The 19999-nt window shown below is 38.0% G+C and carries 15 protein-coding genes; 8 read left to right on the top strand and 7 right to left on the bottom strand.

Annotated features, from left to right (window positions below; translation table 11 throughout):
- Positions 1 to 177: 177 nt before the first annotated feature.
- Positions 178 to 1560 (bottom strand): NAD(P)H-dependent oxidoreductase, encoded by a 1383-nt coding sequence (locus tag HZI73_RS01475; RefSeq protein ID WP_212696504.1) that lies wholly within the window; start codon positions 1558 to 1560, stop codon positions 178 to 180.
- A 359-nt stretch (positions 1561 to 1919) separates the two neighbouring features.
- On the opposite strand from HZI73_RS01475, the gene HZI73_RS01470 reads away from it, so the two are divergent.
- Positions 1920 to 3308 (top strand): sulfatase-like hydrolase/transferase, encoded by a 1389-nt coding sequence (locus HZI73_RS01470; protein ID WP_212696503.1) that lies wholly within the window; start codon positions 1920 to 1922, stop codon positions 3306 to 3308.
- Positions 3309 to 3370: 62 nt separating this feature from the next.
- Positions 3371 to 4828, top strand: a complete 1458-nt coding sequence (locus HZI73_RS01465) for a sulfatase family protein (protein ID WP_212696502.1) — start codon at positions 3371 to 3373, stop codon at positions 4826 to 4828.
- Between the two features lie 68 nt (positions 4829 to 4896).
- On the opposite strand, the gene HZI73_RS01460 is transcribed toward HZI73_RS01465, so the two are convergent.
- Entirely contained in the window at positions 4897 to 5592 is a 696-nt protein-coding gene (locus HZI73_RS01460; RefSeq protein ID WP_212696501.1) for a class D sortase, read from the bottom strand.
- Positions 5593 to 5682: 90 nt separating this feature from the next.
- Here HZI73_RS01460 and HZI73_RS01455 point away from each other — a divergent pair, with 90 nt between their 5' ends.
- Complete coding sequence (locus HZI73_RS01455; protein ID WP_212696500.1) at positions 5683 to 6537, top strand: hypothetical protein; 855 nt, start codon at positions 5683 to 5685, stop codon at positions 6535 to 6537.
- Between the two features lie 197 nt (positions 6538 to 6734).
- Here HZI73_RS01455 and HZI73_RS01450 read toward each other — a convergent pair whose 3' ends face one another.
- Positions 6735 to 7844 carry a DUF5305 family protein gene (locus HZI73_RS01450; RefSeq protein ID WP_212696499.1) on the bottom strand — a complete coding sequence of 370 codons (1110 nt, stop codon included), beginning with the start codon at positions 7842 to 7844 and terminating at the stop codon, positions 6735 to 6737.
- A gap of 262 nt (positions 7845 to 8106) precedes the next feature.
- Here HZI73_RS01450 and HZI73_RS01445 point away from each other — a divergent pair, with 262 nt between their 5' ends.
- A complete protein-coding gene (locus tag HZI73_RS01445) occupies positions 8107 to 8805 on the top strand; it encodes a hypothetical protein (protein ID WP_212696498.1) in 699 nt (232 codons plus the stop codon).
- 157 nt (positions 8806 to 8962) lie between these two features.
- Here HZI73_RS01445 and HZI73_RS01440 read toward each other — a convergent pair whose 3' ends face one another.
- From HZI73_RS01440 to HZI73_RS01425, 4 genes are all read right to left on the bottom strand, one after another.
- Entirely contained in the window at positions 8963 to 10063 is a 1101-nt protein-coding gene (locus tag HZI73_RS01440; protein ID WP_212696497.1) for a signal peptidase I, read from the bottom strand.
- 136 nt (positions 10064 to 10199) lie between these two features.
- Positions 10200 to 10790, bottom strand: a complete 591-nt coding sequence (locus HZI73_RS01435) for a hypothetical protein (RefSeq protein ID WP_212696496.1) — start codon at positions 10788 to 10790, stop codon at positions 10200 to 10202.
- 13 nt (positions 10791 to 10803) lie between these two features.
- Positions 10804 to 11409, bottom strand: coding sequence for a response regulator transcription factor (locus HZI73_RS01430; protein ID WP_212696495.1), 606 nt, complete (start codon positions 11407 to 11409; stop codon positions 10804 to 10806).
- Between the two features lie 161 nt (positions 11410 to 11570).
- A complete protein-coding gene (locus HZI73_RS01425; protein ID WP_212696494.1) occupies positions 11571 to 13397 on the bottom strand; it encodes a DUF885 domain-containing protein in 1827 nt (608 codons plus the stop codon).
- Between the two features lie 305 nt (positions 13398 to 13702).
- Here HZI73_RS01425 and HZI73_RS01420 point away from each other — a divergent pair, with 305 nt between their 5' ends.
- The 4 genes from HZI73_RS01420 (at position 13703) to HZI73_RS01405 (ending at position 19996) form a co-directional block, all read left to right on the top strand.
- Complete coding sequence (locus tag HZI73_RS01420; RefSeq protein ID WP_212696493.1) at positions 13703 to 15928, top strand: glycoside hydrolase family 2 protein; 2226 nt, start codon at positions 13703 to 13705, stop codon at positions 15926 to 15928.
- Between the two features lie 47 nt (positions 15929 to 15975).
- A complete protein-coding gene (locus HZI73_RS01415; protein ID WP_212696492.1) occupies positions 15976 to 18264 on the top strand; it encodes an alpha-L-rhamnosidase-related protein in 2289 nt (762 codons plus the stop codon).
- 218 nt (positions 18265 to 18482) lie between these two features.
- Positions 18483 to 19424 carry a carbohydrate kinase family protein gene (locus HZI73_RS01410; protein ID WP_212696491.1) on the top strand — a complete coding sequence of 314 codons (942 nt, stop codon included), beginning with the start codon at positions 18483 to 18485 and terminating at the stop codon, positions 19422 to 19424.
- Complete coding sequence (locus HZI73_RS01405) at positions 19421 to 19996, top strand: D-lyxose/D-mannose family sugar isomerase (RefSeq protein WP_212696490.1); 576 nt, start codon at positions 19421 to 19423, stop codon at positions 19994 to 19996. The genes HZI73_RS01410 and HZI73_RS01405 overlap by 4 nt, the downstream gene beginning before the upstream one ends.
- Positions 19997 to 19999 lie beyond the last annotated feature (3 nt).

Below are 19999 nucleotides of genomic sequence, written 5' to 3'. Positions count from 1 at the left end.
CATCACTCCTCTGATTTATTCAATCAAGCATTTCAAAAGATAATCACACCCTATATGATTATATCGAACAGTCATATATCGATTAGATATAGTATAGAACAGTTACCAATGATTGTCAATAACATAAAAGAGCTCTTATCCCATTCACACATAAGAACTCTTTCACACAACTATGTCTTATTCTGATTCTAAAACTTGTTTAAATGGTTTAATGATGCCATCTTTCATGCGATTCACATAGATTTCTTTTCTTACGGATGGTATGTTGGATACGAGGCATAAAAAACCATTCTTTAATCTTGATTTGTAATTCTTTTGAGGAAAATCAAATAAACCATTTTTTTTATAGTACCTGTAGTCTGCAATAAAGGGAAACCGTAACTTGCCCCACATATCATCACGAAATATTTTCATACCCCCAATACCTAAGAAGGTGAATGTTCGGATGTATTTTTTTTCACAGTGCTGGATGGCTTGAGATGCAAGGAGATATAACCCCTTATCCACTTCTCTTGAATCGTTATATTCATCCGTTACAAGACCACATAGACTTGCCCCTTGTTCCTCTACATAAGCATGAAGGAGCTCTTGTAAGTTGGGGAGTTGCTGTAAGGGTCCTGAAATCATGAAGCCTATTTGCTTGTTTTTTAATGAGGGGATATGTGTGTTAAAAAATGCTCGGTCAAAGAACATTTTCCATCTTGCGGACAGATAACGGTCTTGGATGACACCTGCAAAAATAATGATATCAGCCTTCATGAGTTCTTCTTTAAAAAAATCAATAAACGCATCTTTTCCTTCATAAAAGCACTGGTTATTGTAACCGCATCGTATGCATCCCATACAGCCCCCTTTTATGGACAAGGTATTTATGTTCACGATTTCAATATTATCCTTTAGCGTATGTGCGAATGTATCAACCATTCTTTTGATGTTACTATCTTCTTCCTTCAGATCAGCAACGAGGATGATTTTTTTATCACCTGTATCGATACTTTTCCCCTCTAAATTAGGCTCATACTTAAAAGCATGCTGTTGAATTGGCATGTATTTCCTAAGGGTTTCTTGCTTCTTTTCTATGGTATCAATAAATAGCTCAAAAAAACATGCAAATTTTTTTCGTTTATCAGGTTTTAAGAGGTCATACATATAGGCGGAATAATAGTCCACAAACTTCATATGCATATCATCACATATGCCATGAACATAATTAATGGCTGTATGATCATAGAAATGTATGGACGTTGTTAAGATAGCCGTATATTTATTTTCAAAGGCTTTCTGAGCATTTCTTTCAAATACCAATTCAATAAATCGTTTGTATTGGGAACTCACTAAAAAAACATAGACAGGAAAAGCCCATAGCACACCATCACTTGACTTAATATCATCCATAATCTGATTAAAGAATTCTGTGTCTTTTTCTATTTTGTTAATGCGGTTGGCTATGTGTACGACTTTGAATTCATGTTCCTTGGATATCTTTTTTAAATAGTGAACATACTGCAACGTAATACTTTTTTCTCCTTTTGGACTACCATTTAAAACAATGAACTTCATCTAATCACTCCTTGAGTTTATTATCATCTAATTGGGTTACAAAATAGGGTAATTTATATCTAACTGATATATATCGAAAGTTAATATATCGAATATTTATATATCGAATAGATATATATCGTTTTGATACAGTATATGCTATTTATTTTTAAATGTCAATAAGTTCATGGATAAAATTTTGGTAGCATGCAAAAAAGACCATTAGTGATGGAGTATTCCATGGTCATCATTGTCTCTTTTTGACATAGAGGCTATGCCTTTATGACATTGATGACAAAAAGATTATATTTTATAATAGAACTAATGCAAGTGATGGGAAAAAACAGTGATTGCAATAGAATAATAAAGGAGTGGAAAAAATGACAAGTAAACCCAATGTTCTATTTTTCTTCACAGATGACCAACGCTTTGATACCATTGGGGCGTTAGGTAACCAACAGATCAAAACACCTCATATGGACGCCTTGGTTAAACAGGGTACTGCTTTTACACATGCACATATACCAGGAGGCACCCATGGTGCTGTATGTATGCCAAGTCGATGTATGTTACACACAGGAAGGACTTTATTTCACATCCATGATCATGGATCATCTGTGCCGTCTGAACATAGGCTCATGGGTGAGACATTTAGACAACATGGTTATCGTACTTTTGGTACAGGAAAATGGCATAATGGAAAAGAAGCTTTTGCAAGGAGTTTTACGGATGGAGGCGAGATATTCTTCGGTGGTATGTCGGATCATTGGAATGTACCAGCCTATGATTTTGATCCAACAGGCACATACCCACCGTCAAAATGGATTAAAGACCCTTTCTACACGAATGATATTTCCTATCAACATTGTGATCATATAAGAGCAGGGAAACATTCCAGTGAGTTGTTCTGTGAATGCGCAAGGAATTGGTTAGATGGGTATGACCGTGATGAGCCTTTTTTCATGTACATTTCTTTTACGGCTCCCCATGACCCACGAAGTATGCCGGATGAATTTTTACACATGTATGACCCAGAATCCATTGAGCTTCCTGAGAATTTTCAGGAAGAGCATTTTGATTATGGTATCAGAACCATCAGAGATGAGGTGTTAGCCCCTTACCCAAGAACCGCCCATGAGATTAAGCGCCATATTGCTGAATATTATGGTATGATTACCCATCTGGATCATGAATTAGGTAAGGTGATCAACACCCTTAAGGCGAAAGGTATGTATGACAATACCATTATTGTATTTGCAGGGGATAATGGTTTGGCTGTAGGCCAACACGGTTTGATGGGCAAACAGAGTTGTTATGAACATAGCGTTCGTGTACCTATGATTTTCTCTGGACCAAGGATACCAAGAGGAAGACAACAAGAAACCTATACATACCTGATGGATATTTTTCCAACCTTATGTGATTTAACAAGCATACCCATACCAGAAACCGTTGAAGGCAGTAGCCTATTGCCAGCGCTTAAACATGATGAAACCATTCGAGAAGACCTCTACCTTGTCTACGGGTCATTATGCCGAGGTGTGAAAGATAGGCAGTATAAATTAGTGGAATACCGTCATGAGACATTATCGGCTACCCAGCTTTTTGACTTGGTTCATGACCCCATGGAATTAAACAACCTAGCTGATGAACCAGCATACAAAGAGATAAAGAATAGATTAACGGCTAGACTTTTAACCTATCGGGATACGTGGGATGATGCTTCTCATTCTACTGGTAAAGTATTTTGGGATTCTTATAACCAATAAAGGATTAAATGTAGCAATGTCAATAACCAGATGGTACACTATTAATAAAGGAGGCGTGATATATGCGTGTGCTATTTATTGACATTGATACATTAAGACCCGACCACATGAGTTGTTATGGTTACAATCGAAAGACAACACCTCATATTGACCGTATTAGTGAAGAAGGCGTAAGATTCAATAACTATTATTGCCCAGATGCGCCATGTTTACCATCTAGAGCCAGTTTGATTAGTGGTATGTTTGGTATTCGTCATGGTGCAGTTGGCCATGGGGGAACCCATGCAGACAGAAATAGTATGGGTGTAGAACGGGGTTTCCGTAATCCCATTGATGAACATAATCTGCATCAGATATTCCGAAAAAGGGGTTTTCATACGGCATCTATAAGTACTTTTCCTGAAAGACATTCTGCGTGGTGGTTTAATGCAGGTTTAAAAGAAACATATAATGTAGGCGGTGGGGGTATGGAATCGGGTGAAGAAGTCCTGCCAATGGCATTAGACTGGCTTGAACGAAATGGTCATCAAGATGATTGGTACCTGCATGTTCATCTATGGGACCCGCATACACCTTATCGCGTACCAGAGAGTTTTGGCGACCCATTTGCAGATGAACCCTTTAATACATGGATTACAGATGATGTTATTCGTGAGCATCTTCAACATGTAGGACCACACAGTATTAATGAAATAAACATGTATACAGATGAGGAAAACCCTCACTATCCACGTCATAAAGGTAGTGCCAAAAATATGAAAGAATTAAAAGCTGTATTTGATGGCTACGATACAGGTATTCTCTATGCGGATTATCTCATTGGGCAAATCGTAGATGCGCTTCGGGAAAAAGGTATCTATGATGATACAGCAATCATTGTTACATCAGACCATGGAGAGAATATGGGTGAATTAGGTATTTACGCAGAGCATGGTACAGCGGATGATATCACTTGCCATATTCCTTTTATTATGAAATGGCCTGGAGGATTACAAGGCCATGTGGATGAAGGTTTCCATTATAATTTTGACTTATTGCCTACACTGTGCGATTTATTGAATGTAGACAAATCCCCTTATTGGGATGGGCAAAGTTATGCTAATACCATTAACAAAGGAGAAGACCAGTCAAGAGACTATCTTATTCTGTCACAAATGGCTCATGTATGTCAGAGAAGTGCTAGGTTTGGTGATTATCTGTATATGCGAACTTATCATGATGGCTTTCATCTATTTGATAAAGAAATGCTATTTAATATAAAAGAAGATCCTCATGAACAAAAAAATGTGAGAGACCAATATCCAGCCTTATGTGAAAAAGGTGCCAAGCTTATACTGGATTGGCACGATGAGCAAATGGAAAAATCACCTTCGTTAGTTGATCCACTATGGAAAGTCATGCAAGAACATGGTCCTTACCATACTTGGGATGCCATTGAAGGTTACGTAGAGCGTTTAGACAAAACAGGGCGAGAAGAAGGCGCCACGAAGCTGCGTGAGAAATATATGCATAAACCCTAAGGGTATAAAAGGAAGCACATGTTGTAAAAAAACAGAATCATATAGGCTGTTATGCTTGGTATGGAGTACTATACGAGTGTAGCTTTTATGATTAATCGATGAGTAGGTGTTCTAACAGGCGTACAAGTAATTAAAGTCAGTTCAGCAAAGTTATGGTGTTGCTCTAGAACCCATATATCTTTTGGTTCAACAATCAATACATTTTGGACTTTATAGGAGAATTGATTTATACCGGTGTTTAACGTCACGATATTGCCTATTTCTACTTCATCTAGTCGATTAAAAAAACGATTATAGGTATGGCTTCGATGACCGACTATACACGCATTGCCTATTTCACCAAAAGTGGCAGAGTTAGCATAATGGGCTACAGAGTATTTAAGGTTTTCATGGGATAAACCTTCGGATACAGCTACTTCTAGCCCAATAGAAGGAATGGATAAGATGGCTAGTGCATTGTTTATGACCTGTTGTTTTTCTTCGTTTCTTTTAGATTGCTTTTCTTTGCCGTTTTCTTCCTCATTTGTTTCAACAAAGACTTCCAACACGTCAGAGGGTTCATGAATCAATTCAGACGGATGGGTTACATTAAACGCATCATGCATAGTTGATAGATTAACAGATGGCAGTTCTTCATTATTACGAGCTAGGATGGCACGTTTCATCTGCTTTTGTACGGAATCACTGCTCCATTGGCCGTAGAATACAAAAAATAAAAGGCATAAACCTGTAAATATGACAAAAGCACCGATAGTTTTTTTCATGATATTCTCCTATTTACAAATAATTCTTAAAATGATAAAATATGGTTATTAATAGTACCTATGCAATGTTGAAAGAGGTGAGGATACGTTATGACAAAAAGAGGCGCTATACAATTTCTTGTATTTATGTTAGGACTAGCATGCATTATTCCTAGCCTGACCGTTGCTTCTTCTGATGTTACGTCCACATTTAATATCTCAGACAGCAACAGCCATTGTACATTACATTTTGGACCTGACAAAGAACTCATACCTGGAACAGCTCTTTCAAAATCTTTTATTATCAACAATCAACAAAGCTTTCAGATTGAACTAAAGCACATTCAATTAGATCATCTCGTGGTCATAAAAAACCAAACCATACTGGAGCCTGGAGATGAAGCATATAAGGAGTTTGTAAAGACAGCAGCCTTCAAACTAACCCATGACCATCAGGTTATTTTTGAAGGGTTATGTCAAGATCTATTTAATGGGAGCTTGTACATACCGCCAGTTAAAACTTTTTTTGAAGCCTATACGGGTGATGCGTTTCATGTCCGTTTAGCTTTGTTACCAGAATCCAATAACCTGACACAACATATGAAGGTAACATTTGATATACATTTTTATTTTGAACATACACCCTATAATCCACTACCAGACCCGCAACCGGAATCACAACCTGACCAATCCATACACCATGGAATAAGCCAGCCAGAACCTACTACTGAACCCATAGAACCCCCTATAGAAATACCGGAAGAACCCATACCATTAGCAGAACCTTCTGTTATACCACAACCCGATCCAGCCCATGAGCCATCTGAAATCATTGTCATTGATGACAGCATCCCTAAGATGGGTATTTTACTTGATGGTGATGTGCTGATAGGCGTGAGCATCGTATTACTCAGTCTAGGATTATTTCTTACGTTTTTCAATAAAACTAAATATAAGGTTGAATAACAGAGAGCTGCTTCTAGCTGAAAGGGAGCAGTTCCTTTTTTTGTCTTATAAGAAAGTTCTTTGAATATAGCATATGAAATAGAAGCGTTTTCAGAAGCGTCAAGGATACTTTCTTAACGAAACAACTTGCTTTACAAGATACGTCATCGTTACTTCGTTCTCTAAACAGGTCCATAAGCATTGATTAGTCATATGTACTAACCGTTAACACGATTATCATGTACCATTGTCAGCAGGTGCTGTTGTTCCTGTGATAGGAGAGGATCAAGGTCGAATGCATAACAATACAGCGTATCATCATGGTTGACATAGAAACGGTCAATGTCCACTTTGGATGGTTGCTCTTTATACATAATAGGCTGTACAAGTTCATCACTCATACGTACCAATCCTTCAAAAGTACACACATACACAATAGGCTTATCCACCATGATTGATTCCATTTGCATGTGTAAAGCAATCAGACGACTGCCATACTTTTTGAAGATTGCCTGAATGATTTTTTCTTTTTCATTAACTGCTATAGGTACAATGAAAAAGATGCTGGAAATCAGTCCAAGGATGAAAAGACAAATAAGTAAACATAAGAAGATGATTTTACCTGTGGATACTGGTATAACTATTTCTTCCATGCTGGTTATGGGACTAGCTTTTTCATCGATTAGGTTGCCGGATATGGCGTAAAAATTAGGTGTTAATGGTATAATCAATGTATTTGTATGGGTGTTTTCAATGGTTCCATGTTGGGTTTCAGCGGTCATCATTAAATCACAACTCACCTTTAATCGTCTATTAGATGCAAGTGGAAAAGCGTCATCTAATTGGTTAATGAAAGAAAGGTAGTGATTAAGAGGTATTTGGAAATGTTCTTGAATGCTATACCCGCTATCATCTTCAGTAAAATCATGGGTTATAACAGGTGGGTAAGCTTTTGTCCATAAGGATACAAAATCTTTATCATGTCCGCTATAGCCTTCCATAACAAGTCGAATGACATAACTTCCATTGATGTGAGAAGGCTCACTACCATTGAATTGATAGGTATATGAGATATCAATGGTATCTGTGAAGATTGATATATAGGTTTTATCCCGTTCCATTGTTCTAAGGCTATATATAGGGTTCGGCATCAGCTGTACTTTATAATCAAACCATGACTGACTGTTTGAATTGTAAAGAAGCGTTTCTTGGGTATGGCTATGGGGTGTCTGAATGGTATATATCAGATAGAACACTGCTAACCCTATACCAATAGACGAGATAACAGTTAACATGAACTTGATGTCTTTGGCTAAGTGTATCTTCATAGCATTTATCAGCCTCCCTCTGGATTGTATGTAGAATTAAATAGGTGTCCATGCATCATGATATAGTTGTTGTTGATTATAACACATATTAAATATTTAATGGTATGATTTGCGAGTTTTTCATTAATTTACTACTTAAGTAGTATATGTGTTATGAAATAGTAGTAATTAAACTCTACTTAGGTGTGATGTGTTTCGATAGGACATGTGCTACAATTAATTCTGGGAAATATTGTAATACTAAAAACGTGGGAGGAATAGTATGAAAAAAACAAGAATAATGGCTATAGCTTTGGCAGTTGCAGTTGCTTTAATGGGTGCTGGGTATGCAGTTTGGACACAAGATTTTATAATAACAGGTACGGTAAATACAGGACAACTTAAGCTTGATATTAGTGAAACAAATGGAAGTCCTAATATACATTTTCAGTATTGGAATGGGCATATTGATAAACTTGACTGGGACCCTGTGGATGCAGCAGATATCGTAAAGTACAACATAAAGGATCAAGCCAAAGCGGTTATAACAGATGGAAGAGTCATTACGTTTAGTTATGGCAATATGTTCCCTGGGTTAGAAGCGTATCAGGAATTTACCATTACCAATAATGGTACGGTTCCAGTTATGATTAAAGCAGCAAAATTCACAGAAATTACTGGCGACGACAGTATGTTTGATAATATGAGGGCAAAGGTGTTCTTCATTGATGATGGCACATTCTTTGGAAGACGATTTAAGTTTACTAAACTAATCAATCAGGGGGATCTATTAGATAAATCCTATGGTGCCATGGCAACAAAACTAAATGAACTGGAAATTGAAACAGGTGAAAGTATCACATTACGTATTGGGGCATTCTTAGATGTACATGCTCCTAATGACGCTACAGAGTTAAAGGATGGTCAGTATCAATTCCAACTTGAATTTGTTCAAAGTAACTTGAAAGGTTATGAGGATTAAGATAAATATGGGGCTGATTGCAAAAGCACTTTATGCAATCAGCCCTCTTTTTATCTTATACAAGTAAAGTGCTCAGTTTAACAAATGAGATAGGGTCGTTTTCATTTGTACGAAGGAAACTTCTTTCTAGTAAATATAGATATGTTGGTTGATCATTTTAAAATTCTAGGTCACCCGTATCCACATCGTTATTTTGCTTTAATATGAGTGTGGGCCATCCAATTTTTGGAATGACATGCTTAATAATGCCCTTAACATTTTCAGGGGTTACCAGTTCAGAGTCCTCACTTGAATTATTGTCTCCCTTGGTTCGATAAACCACTTGTTGATGTTCATGAACCAGTTCAATGATCCGATGGGAAATGAGTATATCCCCTCTTTGAAACTGTATGACATCCCCTTCTTTTAATAACTGTATATTCTTTTCATTTATTTTTTGAACCAAGATGACGTCTCCTGGATAAATCATTGGTTCCATGCTTCCTGTTGCAATGACTGACGGATAGATGGAAAATACACCAGAAGCGAACCAGATGATAACGATTGAGAGGATAATGGTTATAGTTAATGTTAGCGGGTTCTCATTTTCATGAGCTTTTACAGGCTGTTTAAGTTCCTTTTTGGCTAATGCTTGAAGAACAATGATTGAAAATATAGGTGTTAAGATACCGATAAAAGCCGAAACTAACCAATTGAGGTCAGGTAATATGGGTAGTATGTAAGGTGGAAATTCAATCATCAGACTATAAATAATAGCAGGTACTGGACCAGCTAAGAAGGCAAACAAGGTTAAAAGCGTTTGCTTACATAAACTGGGCAAAAAATATTGACCTAAAAACATCACAAACTCTTGAAAGGTGGTTATACCACTGTATTTTGAAAGGGTAAATTCCAGTATGGTAAAGATACCGATTAAGAGTATACTTGTCCTAATTTTCGATCCATGGGGATTACCGTTAATGCAATAACTTCTTACAAGTTCCCGACATATGAGAGGCAGGCCAAAAGTGAAGCAGTTCTTCAGGATACTTAGAAAATGCTGATCAAAAGGACTTTTACCAAATGAAAAGAAAAGGCCGGCTAAACCCTGTATAATCAAATAAAAAAAACCAAAGATGAAAGCCCACCATATAACAAAAGAACGATGTCTGAGTTTCAGTCCATGGGTCCATCTGGGTATAAAATAAACAAACACGCATAGCAGAACAAATAGAATGAGTTGTATATTCTGCTGTTCTTTTGGGTTCACATAACGCATGATATGATACGGACTTGTAACGGTGAATACATAAGTCCCCAATAATAACAGAGCATTTGTTCGTGGGGACGTTTTGATATAACGTGATTGGAAATAATTCATGTATAGGATAATCACCTCAACTGTCTATAAAAGCTTATTCACTTATTGTGCTTGTCATTTTTTGTGTGTCCGTATTAAGGTTTTTGTCATGGGATAAATCTGTTTCATGACTTGGGGTAGGTTTTTTAGATTCTGGCATTGGTTTTACAACCACTTTTTTTATAGGTTTTTGAATATTGACATGTAAGGATGCTGTTACGTCAATATCTTGAAACCAACTATCATTAAGTGCAACCATACGCACAGTTCCGTTTAATGCTTCGATGTAACGACCATATAAACCATCAGGTATGCTTGCTACAATGTAACCTGTAGCATTTCCACCGGAAATGAGTTCATCACATTCAAAATCAATATTATCTGATTTGGATGCAAGCTTCATGGGTACTGTACCTGTATTGGTAATGGTGAATGGATATTTAATATCACCGGGCTTTGTTATCGACATAGCTGAGGGTATAGACTTGGTATAAGGGTCACCTAGTGATATGGAAGCATAACCTGTTGAAACCTTTCCAAATAAATGTAAGTCATCCGTCCATTGTGCATACCCCACACCCATTATACCGATGACCGTAATAAGTGATAAGGCTATAATCAGTGTGTTTAACCGATATAATTTCATACAATCCCCCTTGTTAAACAATGGTTTTGTAACGTTGGAGTATAATTTGTTTTCTGTCTTCAAGGTGTAGTTTATTTAAGATACTGCTGACATGTTTTTTGACTGTATTTGGAGATATGAAGAGCTTGGCCGCAATCTGAGCATTGCTAATACCTTTCGATACAAGGGAATAGATTTCGTATTCTCTTTTTGTAAGTCGACTGTCTATAGAAGCGTTAATTTCATCAAGCTTGGTTAAAATATCATAATCAAAATAATGTTTATCCCGATTGACAATATGAAGAGCATCGATAATGTCCTGTGTGTCTGCATTTTTTAATACATACCCATGAATATTCATGCCCCTCACTTTCTTGAAAGTGGTGTAGTCCAAACAGTTTTCCAACATTAATATTTTTATATCTTTGAAGATGTCCTGTTGCTGGTGCAAGCAATCAAAAAATGCATCAAAATGATGATTCAATCCATAGAGGATCATATGTATGGGTTGCTTTTGGCATAAAAGCACTAAGGTGTCCAGATTATCCACTTCAACAACTTTATCCGTTATTTTTTCATGGTTAACGAGATTCATTAGGCCTAAACGAACTAATGGGCATTCGTCGGCAATGATAATCAAAAAATCACCTTCTTCCTATAGCTCACTTAATGTTACCATATATTACCAACTTTTTCAATAAATTATAAGATAAAATCTCCTAAAAATGCGAAGTAGTCAGATTTAGGAGATTATTGTAGAAAATATAGTATAATTAAGATAAACCATATAGAATAGAAGGATTATGACATATTTTGTTGTTTTTCCTGAATATAAGTATCAATATATTCCTCTAATAAAAATAAAGGCATTTCACCGTTAATAAGAATCTGATGGTGGAATTCTTTTATATCAAATTGATCGCCTAGAGCTTCTTCCGTTTTATCACGAAGGTAATTCATAAAATATCGTCCATAAGCATAATGTAAGGTTTCTCCTGGATTGGCAATTGCACGATCGACAATGGCTTCAACCTGATCACCAAAGTACACATAATAATTATTCACGATTTCCTCACGAGGTGCTCCATAATAATGAAGATACAGGTCTACCAAAGTTAATAGGGCATAGGAAGCGTCTAGGTTACAGATCATGAGCTCATTAATGAGTGGATTCTTATAGTCAATGGCGTTGGTTGCTAGACCTTCTACATAAGAAGCCCAACCTTCTGTGTAACATGAAAAATTGAGGGCTTTGCGAATATTGGGTATAGCCGCCTGTTGATAGGCAATGGAAAATTGAAAATGATGTCCGGGAATTCCTTCGTGGCAAACCACAATAAAATTGCCTGTATCTAGTTTTTTGTATAAGGCGTTCTGTAAAAACATATTGCCGTATTTTTTCATATCAATACTGACAGGTAAATAAAATGCGCTAGGTAAATCTTTTTCTAAATAGGATGGAATGGTTCGATTATGAATATCGGGTATATCGTAAGGATTAAATTGATCTTCGGCAATGGACTTACATTTAGCATAGAGTTCATTAAAATCTTTAAACTCAGGGGGCTGAATGTTCATTAGGTCCAGATCGGGATTCTGTTTTATGATGGCTTGCATTCTTGCAGATGTTTTTAAAAAAGTACTGTTAGCCCAGTCAAACAAATTTTCTGGGGTAATATCTGTACCTGTATGAGCTTTAATAAGATAAGCATAATAATCTTTGCCTTTTGGGAACGTGTAAATACCTGATGTAATCATGGTTTGAGATTTTATGGCTTTTAGCTCTTCCATGATTCTTGTATAGGAAGGGTAAACATAGTCTTCCATGGTTTTTAAACACAGGTCTTTAATCTCTTTTTTCTCCCCATCAGAAGCATCAGAAAGTTTATCAACATAGTCCCTAAAAGCAAGATACAGAAAATTGTCTTCTGGAGCGGTCATAAATGCGCTGCATTGCTCAATGACTTTATCGGATATATATTCAGGTTGTATATAACCTTTTTCAGCTTTTAGTTTCTCGCCATCCATAAGCTGCTTAACGGATGTAGGAAATTTTTGAAGACGTTTAATAAAGTTATGAGCGTCTTCTTTTGTTTCAATGGGTATTTGGGCCATGGTGATAGGTAAACCTATATGAAAACCTAATGTATGTTTAATGTTATACACATAATCCTTATAAGCCTCACCTTCAAGACTCAGTTCAAGATAATACTTAATAATGCGATAGGATAACTGTTGGTCCTTTGTTAAACTATCAGGATTAAATGTGGCTAAGGTTTTAAGATTTTGCCGCATGTTCTCGTATTGTTGGTCCAGAGCTTCATCACTATAGTCGTCAAGCAGGTCCGATGTATCTTCAAGCCCAAACTGTTCAGGCGAGGATATCAATAAGGACATTTCTAGAGGTGAAGAAGTAATGTATTCTACAAATAGATCATTCAAATAAGCATCAAAGTTGGCTGATGCATGAAGATCCAGATTTTGAGTAATGTTACCTTCAGATGAGGTATCTGGGACATATGTAATATCATCATTCGTATGCCTGCATCCCTGTAAGAGCAGTAGAAGTCCTAGACAAAGGATAAAGACACGTTTGATTAAGGTTTTGTGATATCGGGTGTTGCCCATGAAATCTCTCCCTTTAATAAATTGAATAGCAAAGACCTTACTATTAAATTATGTGCATTCTACATATTATATTCAGTGAATTGGAATATATACCAGAACCAACCCTAGGAAATACAAGTTCATGATTAATAATTAGACATGAATTATCTTAAAGAGAAACAAATAATAGATAATAGAAGTAAAAAATAGACTATATAAAAAAAAGGGTCTTTTTTTTAAGATTAAAATAGATGGTCTAATCCATGTAGGAAGTTAATGGATAATTCTAGAGTATATATGGAGAACAGAGAAAGGGTGTCTTGGTTATGAATCGAATCCAATTGGATTGGCAAGTAGGGTGGTCGAAAGAAAAATATGGGCAATGCGAGAGAATGCTGGAAGCATCCGTTCCAGGGGCTGTTCAACTGGATGTTGCTAAAGCAGAAGGGTTGCCAGATTACAAGTATGCCGATCATTACAAGCAGTATGCATGGATGGAAGATGTGTATTGGAAGTATGAGACAACATTAGATATCCCTATATGTAAAGAGGGTGATAAACTATTTTTTGTATCCAAAGGCATTGATTATCACTTTGAAATATACCTGAATCATCAAAAGATATTCAGTCAGGAGGGCATGTTTACACCTGTTGAGTTGGATATGACAGGTAAGGCAAAATCTGGTGATTTATTAGAAATCTGGCTTTATCCCGTACCCAAAAGAAAAGGCGCTGAAGGCAGACAACAAGCAGATCAATGTTGTAAACCAGCAGTCAGCTATGGCTGGGATTGGCACCCAAGGCTGATTCCTTCTGGTATATGGGATGACACGTATCTTGAAGTACGGCAGGCTTCCTATATTCAGCATGTGGAGCACCATTATGATTTGGATGACACACTCACAAAGGCTTTCCTAACATTCCATATTACGTTATCTCAGCCTAATAAAAAGGTACAGCTGGTGTTGAGAGATGAAAAGCAGCAAATGATCCGTAAGCAAGAAATAATGGTTAAAGATAAACAGGTATCCATAGCCATGGCCGTTGATAACGTGAAACTATGGTGGCCCAATGGTTATGGGGACCCTACATTGTATGGGTGGGAATTATTATTAAGTGATCTGGAGCAAATAAGTGATCGTAAAAAAGGAAAAATAGGATTTCGAAAAGTAAAGTTAATCATGCACGAGCAAGCTTGGGAAGAGCCACAGAACTTTCCCAAATCAAGAAGTAACCCACCCATTACTATGGAAATCAACCACCAGACCGTCTTTTGTATAGGCACCAACTGGGTTAACCCTGAGATTTTCCCAGGTATTATCACAGCAGAAACATATCACGAACTGGTTCGACTGGGCTATGAAGCACATATGAACATGTTTCGGGTATGGGGTGGGGGTATTATTAATAAAGATGTATTCTATGAGCTGTGTGATGCTTATGGCATCATGGTTTGGCAGGAATTTCCACTTTCCTGTAATGACTATAAAAGTACACCTCATTACCTGGATATACTGGAACAAGAAGCAGTCTCCATTATTAAGCGATTAAAAAAACACCCGAGTTTGGTGCTCTGGTGTGGCGGTAATGAGCTCTTTAATGCTTGGTCAGGTATGACAGAGCAATCTCATGCACTTCGGCTTCTAAACGCTAAATGCTATGAGCTGGATAGAGAGACACCTTTTCTTATGACATCACCTTTATCCGGTATGGGGCATGGTCATTATCTTTTTCAATATAACAATGACCAAGATGTGTTGGAGGCCATGATAGAAGCTGATCATACAGCCTATACGGAATTCGGATGCCCATCACCATCCACTTATGACTATCTGAAAACATTTATTCCAGCTCATGAGCTACAAACACCCATAGAAGGCACGGCTTGGGAGGACCATCACGCCATAGGTGCTTGGCCTGTTGGGGGTAACGATACTTGGTTTCTAATGGAAACCATAAAGAGGTATTTTGGAGAAACCATCAGCCTTCATGAGATGCTGGAGAAAGGTCAACTGCTGCAATGCATAGCCTATAAAGGTATCTATGAAGAAGCCAGACGCCAAAAACCACGTTGTTCAATGGCCTTGAATTGGTGTTACAATGAGCCTTGGCCAACAGCGGCTAATAACAGTATCCTTAACTATCCTTATGAACCAAAACCTGCTTATTATGCTGTGAAGGATGCATGCCGCCCTGTTTTAGCCAGTGCAAGGATACCGAAGTTCTCTTGGCATGCTCACGAAACGTTATCTTTTGAAATCTGGGTGTTAAACAATTCATTTGGAGCCATTGAAGCAGGCAGCATCAGGTGTTACCTGCAAGATGAAGAGAAGGAAGTCTACCTATTAACGTGGGAATTCCATGGGATTGAACCCATGATGAACCGACAAGGCCCAACGGTTCGCTGTAACCTTGCAGATTATGAAGCAGGCGGATTACTTCACATTAAGCTGATATATGAAGGCCATGATGCCTATAGCTCTTGCTATGATATTCTGATGAGCAAGCCCAGAAGCCCCAATAGACAAGGTGAAAAATTACTGAACCAATAAGGAGAGATTTGCTATATCTCCACATAAAAATGTAAAGGAGTTTACAGATGTATTTAGAAAAAACCAGCTTATCACAGGCCACATGGATAGCTCCCCCAAGCTATGACAAAGACAAAATAGAAGTGGTTTACTTTCGGCACACATTTTCCATGGATGAGCCATGTCAACTTAAGATTTCTCTGTCAGCGAATAGCCGTTATAGGCTATGGCTTAATGGCGAATCTGTTGGTTATGGACCCTGTAATGGGGATAGGTGGTATCACTATTATGACACCATGGATGTTTCTCATTACGTAAAAGAAGGTACTAATGTCATGGTAGCAAAAGTGGTTACTTATCCTGCTAGAGAAGGCGTTGATAAAGATAAAACAGGCCCCCATAAGGCATTTTCCAATGCTGCTGGTCCACTTTTCATCTTGTCAGGCAAATGTGTGAATAAGAAAGGTCATACTATTCACGACGTGACAACAGGTCATGCTACATGGCTATGCCACCAAGATACGGCTACCACTTGGCATGCCTATCCTTATACTTTTTGGTTAGGTGCGTCCCAGGAAACAGTAGAAGGCATAAAAGTGCCATTGGACTTTAAGGGCTTATCCATCCATCAAGAACAGTGGCATGATACCATCATTAAACATGATCAAGGCAGTATGCCTCATGGTGTGTTTCCTTCATTCTATTTAGAAGAACGTCCCATACCATTCATGCAAGAAGAAAAAGGCACATTTGTTAAGGAAATGCCAATCAAATTAAACGATACCCCCGCGTTTTCCATGAATAGGGGTGACACCATACCACCTTTTTCTAAGCGGGTGATGGAAGTGGATGCAGGTGAACTGGTCACAGGTTTCTTTCACTTATCCACCATTCATGGCAGTGACGCTATGGTTAAAATATTATACAGTGAAAGCTATATTTTAAGTGAGAATGGTTTTGAACAAGTGAAAGGTATTCGAGACGACTGTGTCAATGGACATTTGAGAGGCTATGTTGACACCTTTTATCCATCAGGCAACCATGATCATTTTGAAACTTTTTGGTATCGTGTATTTCGCTATGTCCGCATTGAAGTGGAAACAAAAGAACAACCTCTTGAACTGTCAGATATCCATTATGTCAAAACGGGTTATCCATTAAAGGAACATTCACATGTGACGTCCAATGAAGCTTGGATTAATCAGCTATGGGATATGGCCTTACGTACTTTAAAAAATAATATGCATGAATACTATTCCGATGGTCCTTATTATGAACAGCTACAATACACACTGGATTCTTTACTGGAGTCATTATTTGTTTTTTCTGTATCAGAGGATACCGGGCTTCCCAAAAAGGCAATCATGGATTTCCAACAATCCCTTTTACCAGAAGGGATACTGCAATGCAGTTACCCATCCGATAAGATACAAGTCATTCCATCCTTTGCATTGTACTGGATTAAAATGGTTCATGACTATTATTGGCAAACAGCCGATAAGGCCCTTGTTAAAAGATTAAGAGCTACAATCGATACCATATTGGATTGGTACGACAGGCGAATCGGTTCTCTAGGGCTTATCGAAAACATAGGGCATTGGGAATTTATTGATTGGGTTGAAGGCTGGGATACAGGTGTACCTAATGCATGTCAGTATGGGCCATCCACAGCACATAATTTCTTATATGCCTATAGCTTAAGGGTAGCCGCTGAATTGATGGAAGTGGCAGAGCGGCCTTATGTGGCTAAGGAATACCATCGTCGAGCGGATGCCATCATTGCACAGCTTAACATCTATTGCTGGGTGAATGAATCAGGTATGTATAAAGAAGGACCAACTTCAGATACCTATAGTCAACATGCTCAACTTTTCGCAGTACTTGCCCAAGCGAAAGAGGGTCAAGAAGCTAAGAAAATGCTCACCACAGCCTTACACACGGATTCCATATTCAAGTGTTCATTTCCACTAACCTTTTTTATGTTTCGAGCATTAGAAAAAGCGGGCATTTACCATGAAACGGAGAAACTATGGGATATGTGGAAGTGCTTGCTGGACTTGAATCTTACCACAATACCTGAACGACCCTTTAGGCAAAGAAGCGATTCCCATGGATGGAGTGCACTCCCACTATATGAATATACCAGAAGCTTTCTAGGTGTTCGGCCTGCAGTTCCTGGATGGGATGTTATTACAGTTGACCCCATATGCTCCTATGTAAAAAATATAGAAGGATCAGTCAGCACACCGAAAGGCACTGTTCATGTGAAGATTCAAGATGGAAAAATTGTTGCCTTATTAGGACCGAAAGGTGTAACCATAGACTGTCCCCAATATGAAGGTGAGCACCATGTATAGCCTCCAGCTAAGAGATGGAAAAATTAATATCTATCATGATAAAAAACTGGTTTAGACGAGGTTTATCTACGTATTGTGATGGATAACCAGTTTATCGTTATTTATGAATAATTAACCAGAATCTTTATGTAAGCAAATAACGGGATTGTTTCTATCAGAAACGTGCCATGAATCAATTCGTTCAAAGAGAGTAAAACCCATAGGATAGAGGTGATAGAATGGCTGATATTATCTGTTGTGGTATTGCCACAGTAGACATCATAACCGAAGGTATCCATAGAATGCCTGAGGATGGAAAACTGGAACTTGTGGAGAGCATCAGCATGCATACAGGCGGGTGTGCGGTTAACACGGCTATTGATTTAGCCAAGATGGGTGAAGATGTTGGCATTATGGCATTGGTTGGTGAAGATGGTATGGGAGACTTCTTAGCAACACAACTGAACAAGGCAAAGGTGCATACAGCAGGATTAAAAAGATGCAAAACCACTGGCACTTCATCATCCATTGTTTTTGTTAATGATACAGGAGAAAGAAGTTTTCTACATACAACAGGGGCAAATGGGATGTTCAGTGACCGCCATATGGATTGGGAAATGCTTAAAAAAGGAAAAATTCTCTTTATAGGCGGGGCCTTATTAATGGCAACCTTTGATGGTTTGCAAACAGCTCATGTGTTAAAGAAAGCCCAAGACTTGGGTATCTATACTGTATTGGATACGGCATGGGATTCTACTGACAGATGGATGAAAAGCATGGCTCCTGTTTTACCGTACCTTGATTTATTTATTCCAAGTCAAGAGGAAGCAGAGATGTTAAGTGGTCTAAAAAATGAGCAGAAGATGGCGGCATACTTTATGGAAAAGGGAGCTAAAGGTGTTGTGATCAAACAAGGCAAAAAGGGATGCTACGTAAAAACCAATGAAGAATCCTTTTATATGCCTGCATACACCGTCGACGCAATTGATACAACAGGTGCTGGCGATGCCTTTGTTTCTGGATTTTTAAGTGGTTTGTTACAGAAATGGCCCATTCAGAAAACAGCACAATTTGCCAATGCAGTGGGTGCTCATTGTGTATCTAAGGTTGGTGCTTCATCCGGTATCCCATCACAAGAAAAGATACTTCAATTTATAAAAGGCAGGGAGGGACAGGTATGAATTGTCAACAAGTGACAGCGTATCAAAACCAAGCATTAAACTATCTTAAGAAAGCACATATTGTATTAACACCCCTAGAGATTCACAATATAGAAATTGTTGATTTTGGTCTTGGTAACTTTGAAGAAGTGGGTCTAGCCATTGTAACCTATGTCAACACCAGTAGAGTATGTGCAAAAGAGTTGGTCCTCCTTCCCCATCAGATTTGTCCTGAACATATCCATCCACCCTATGAACATGAAGATGGTCACTTAGAACCAGGAAAAGAAGAAACCTTTCGTTGCCGTTATGGTCAGGTAAATCTATACGTAAAAAGTGAAAAAGAGGCTTATGGAGAACGCCTTCATCCAGAGGGTCATAACCATTGTGCCCATGAATCCCATGAAATACGGTTAAAGGAAGGTGAACAATATACCCTTTTACCCCATACGAAGCATTGGTTTCAGGCAGGAGAAAAAGGTGCGGTTATTTCGGAATTCTCAACCCAGTCGCGAGATGCCTTAGATATTTTTACAGACCCTCGTATCCAACGGATACCTACCATGGTGGATGAGAAGGAGGGAAATACGTGAAGC

Origin of the sequence: Vallitalea pronyensis (assembly GCF_018141445.1) — a bacterium.
Classification (GTDB): Bacteria; Bacillota; Clostridia; order Lachnospirales; family Vallitaleaceae; genus Vallitalea; species Vallitalea pronyensis.
The sequence above is the reverse complement of the archived record's forward strand: the minus strand, read 5'-3'. Positions and strand labels throughout refer to the sequence as shown.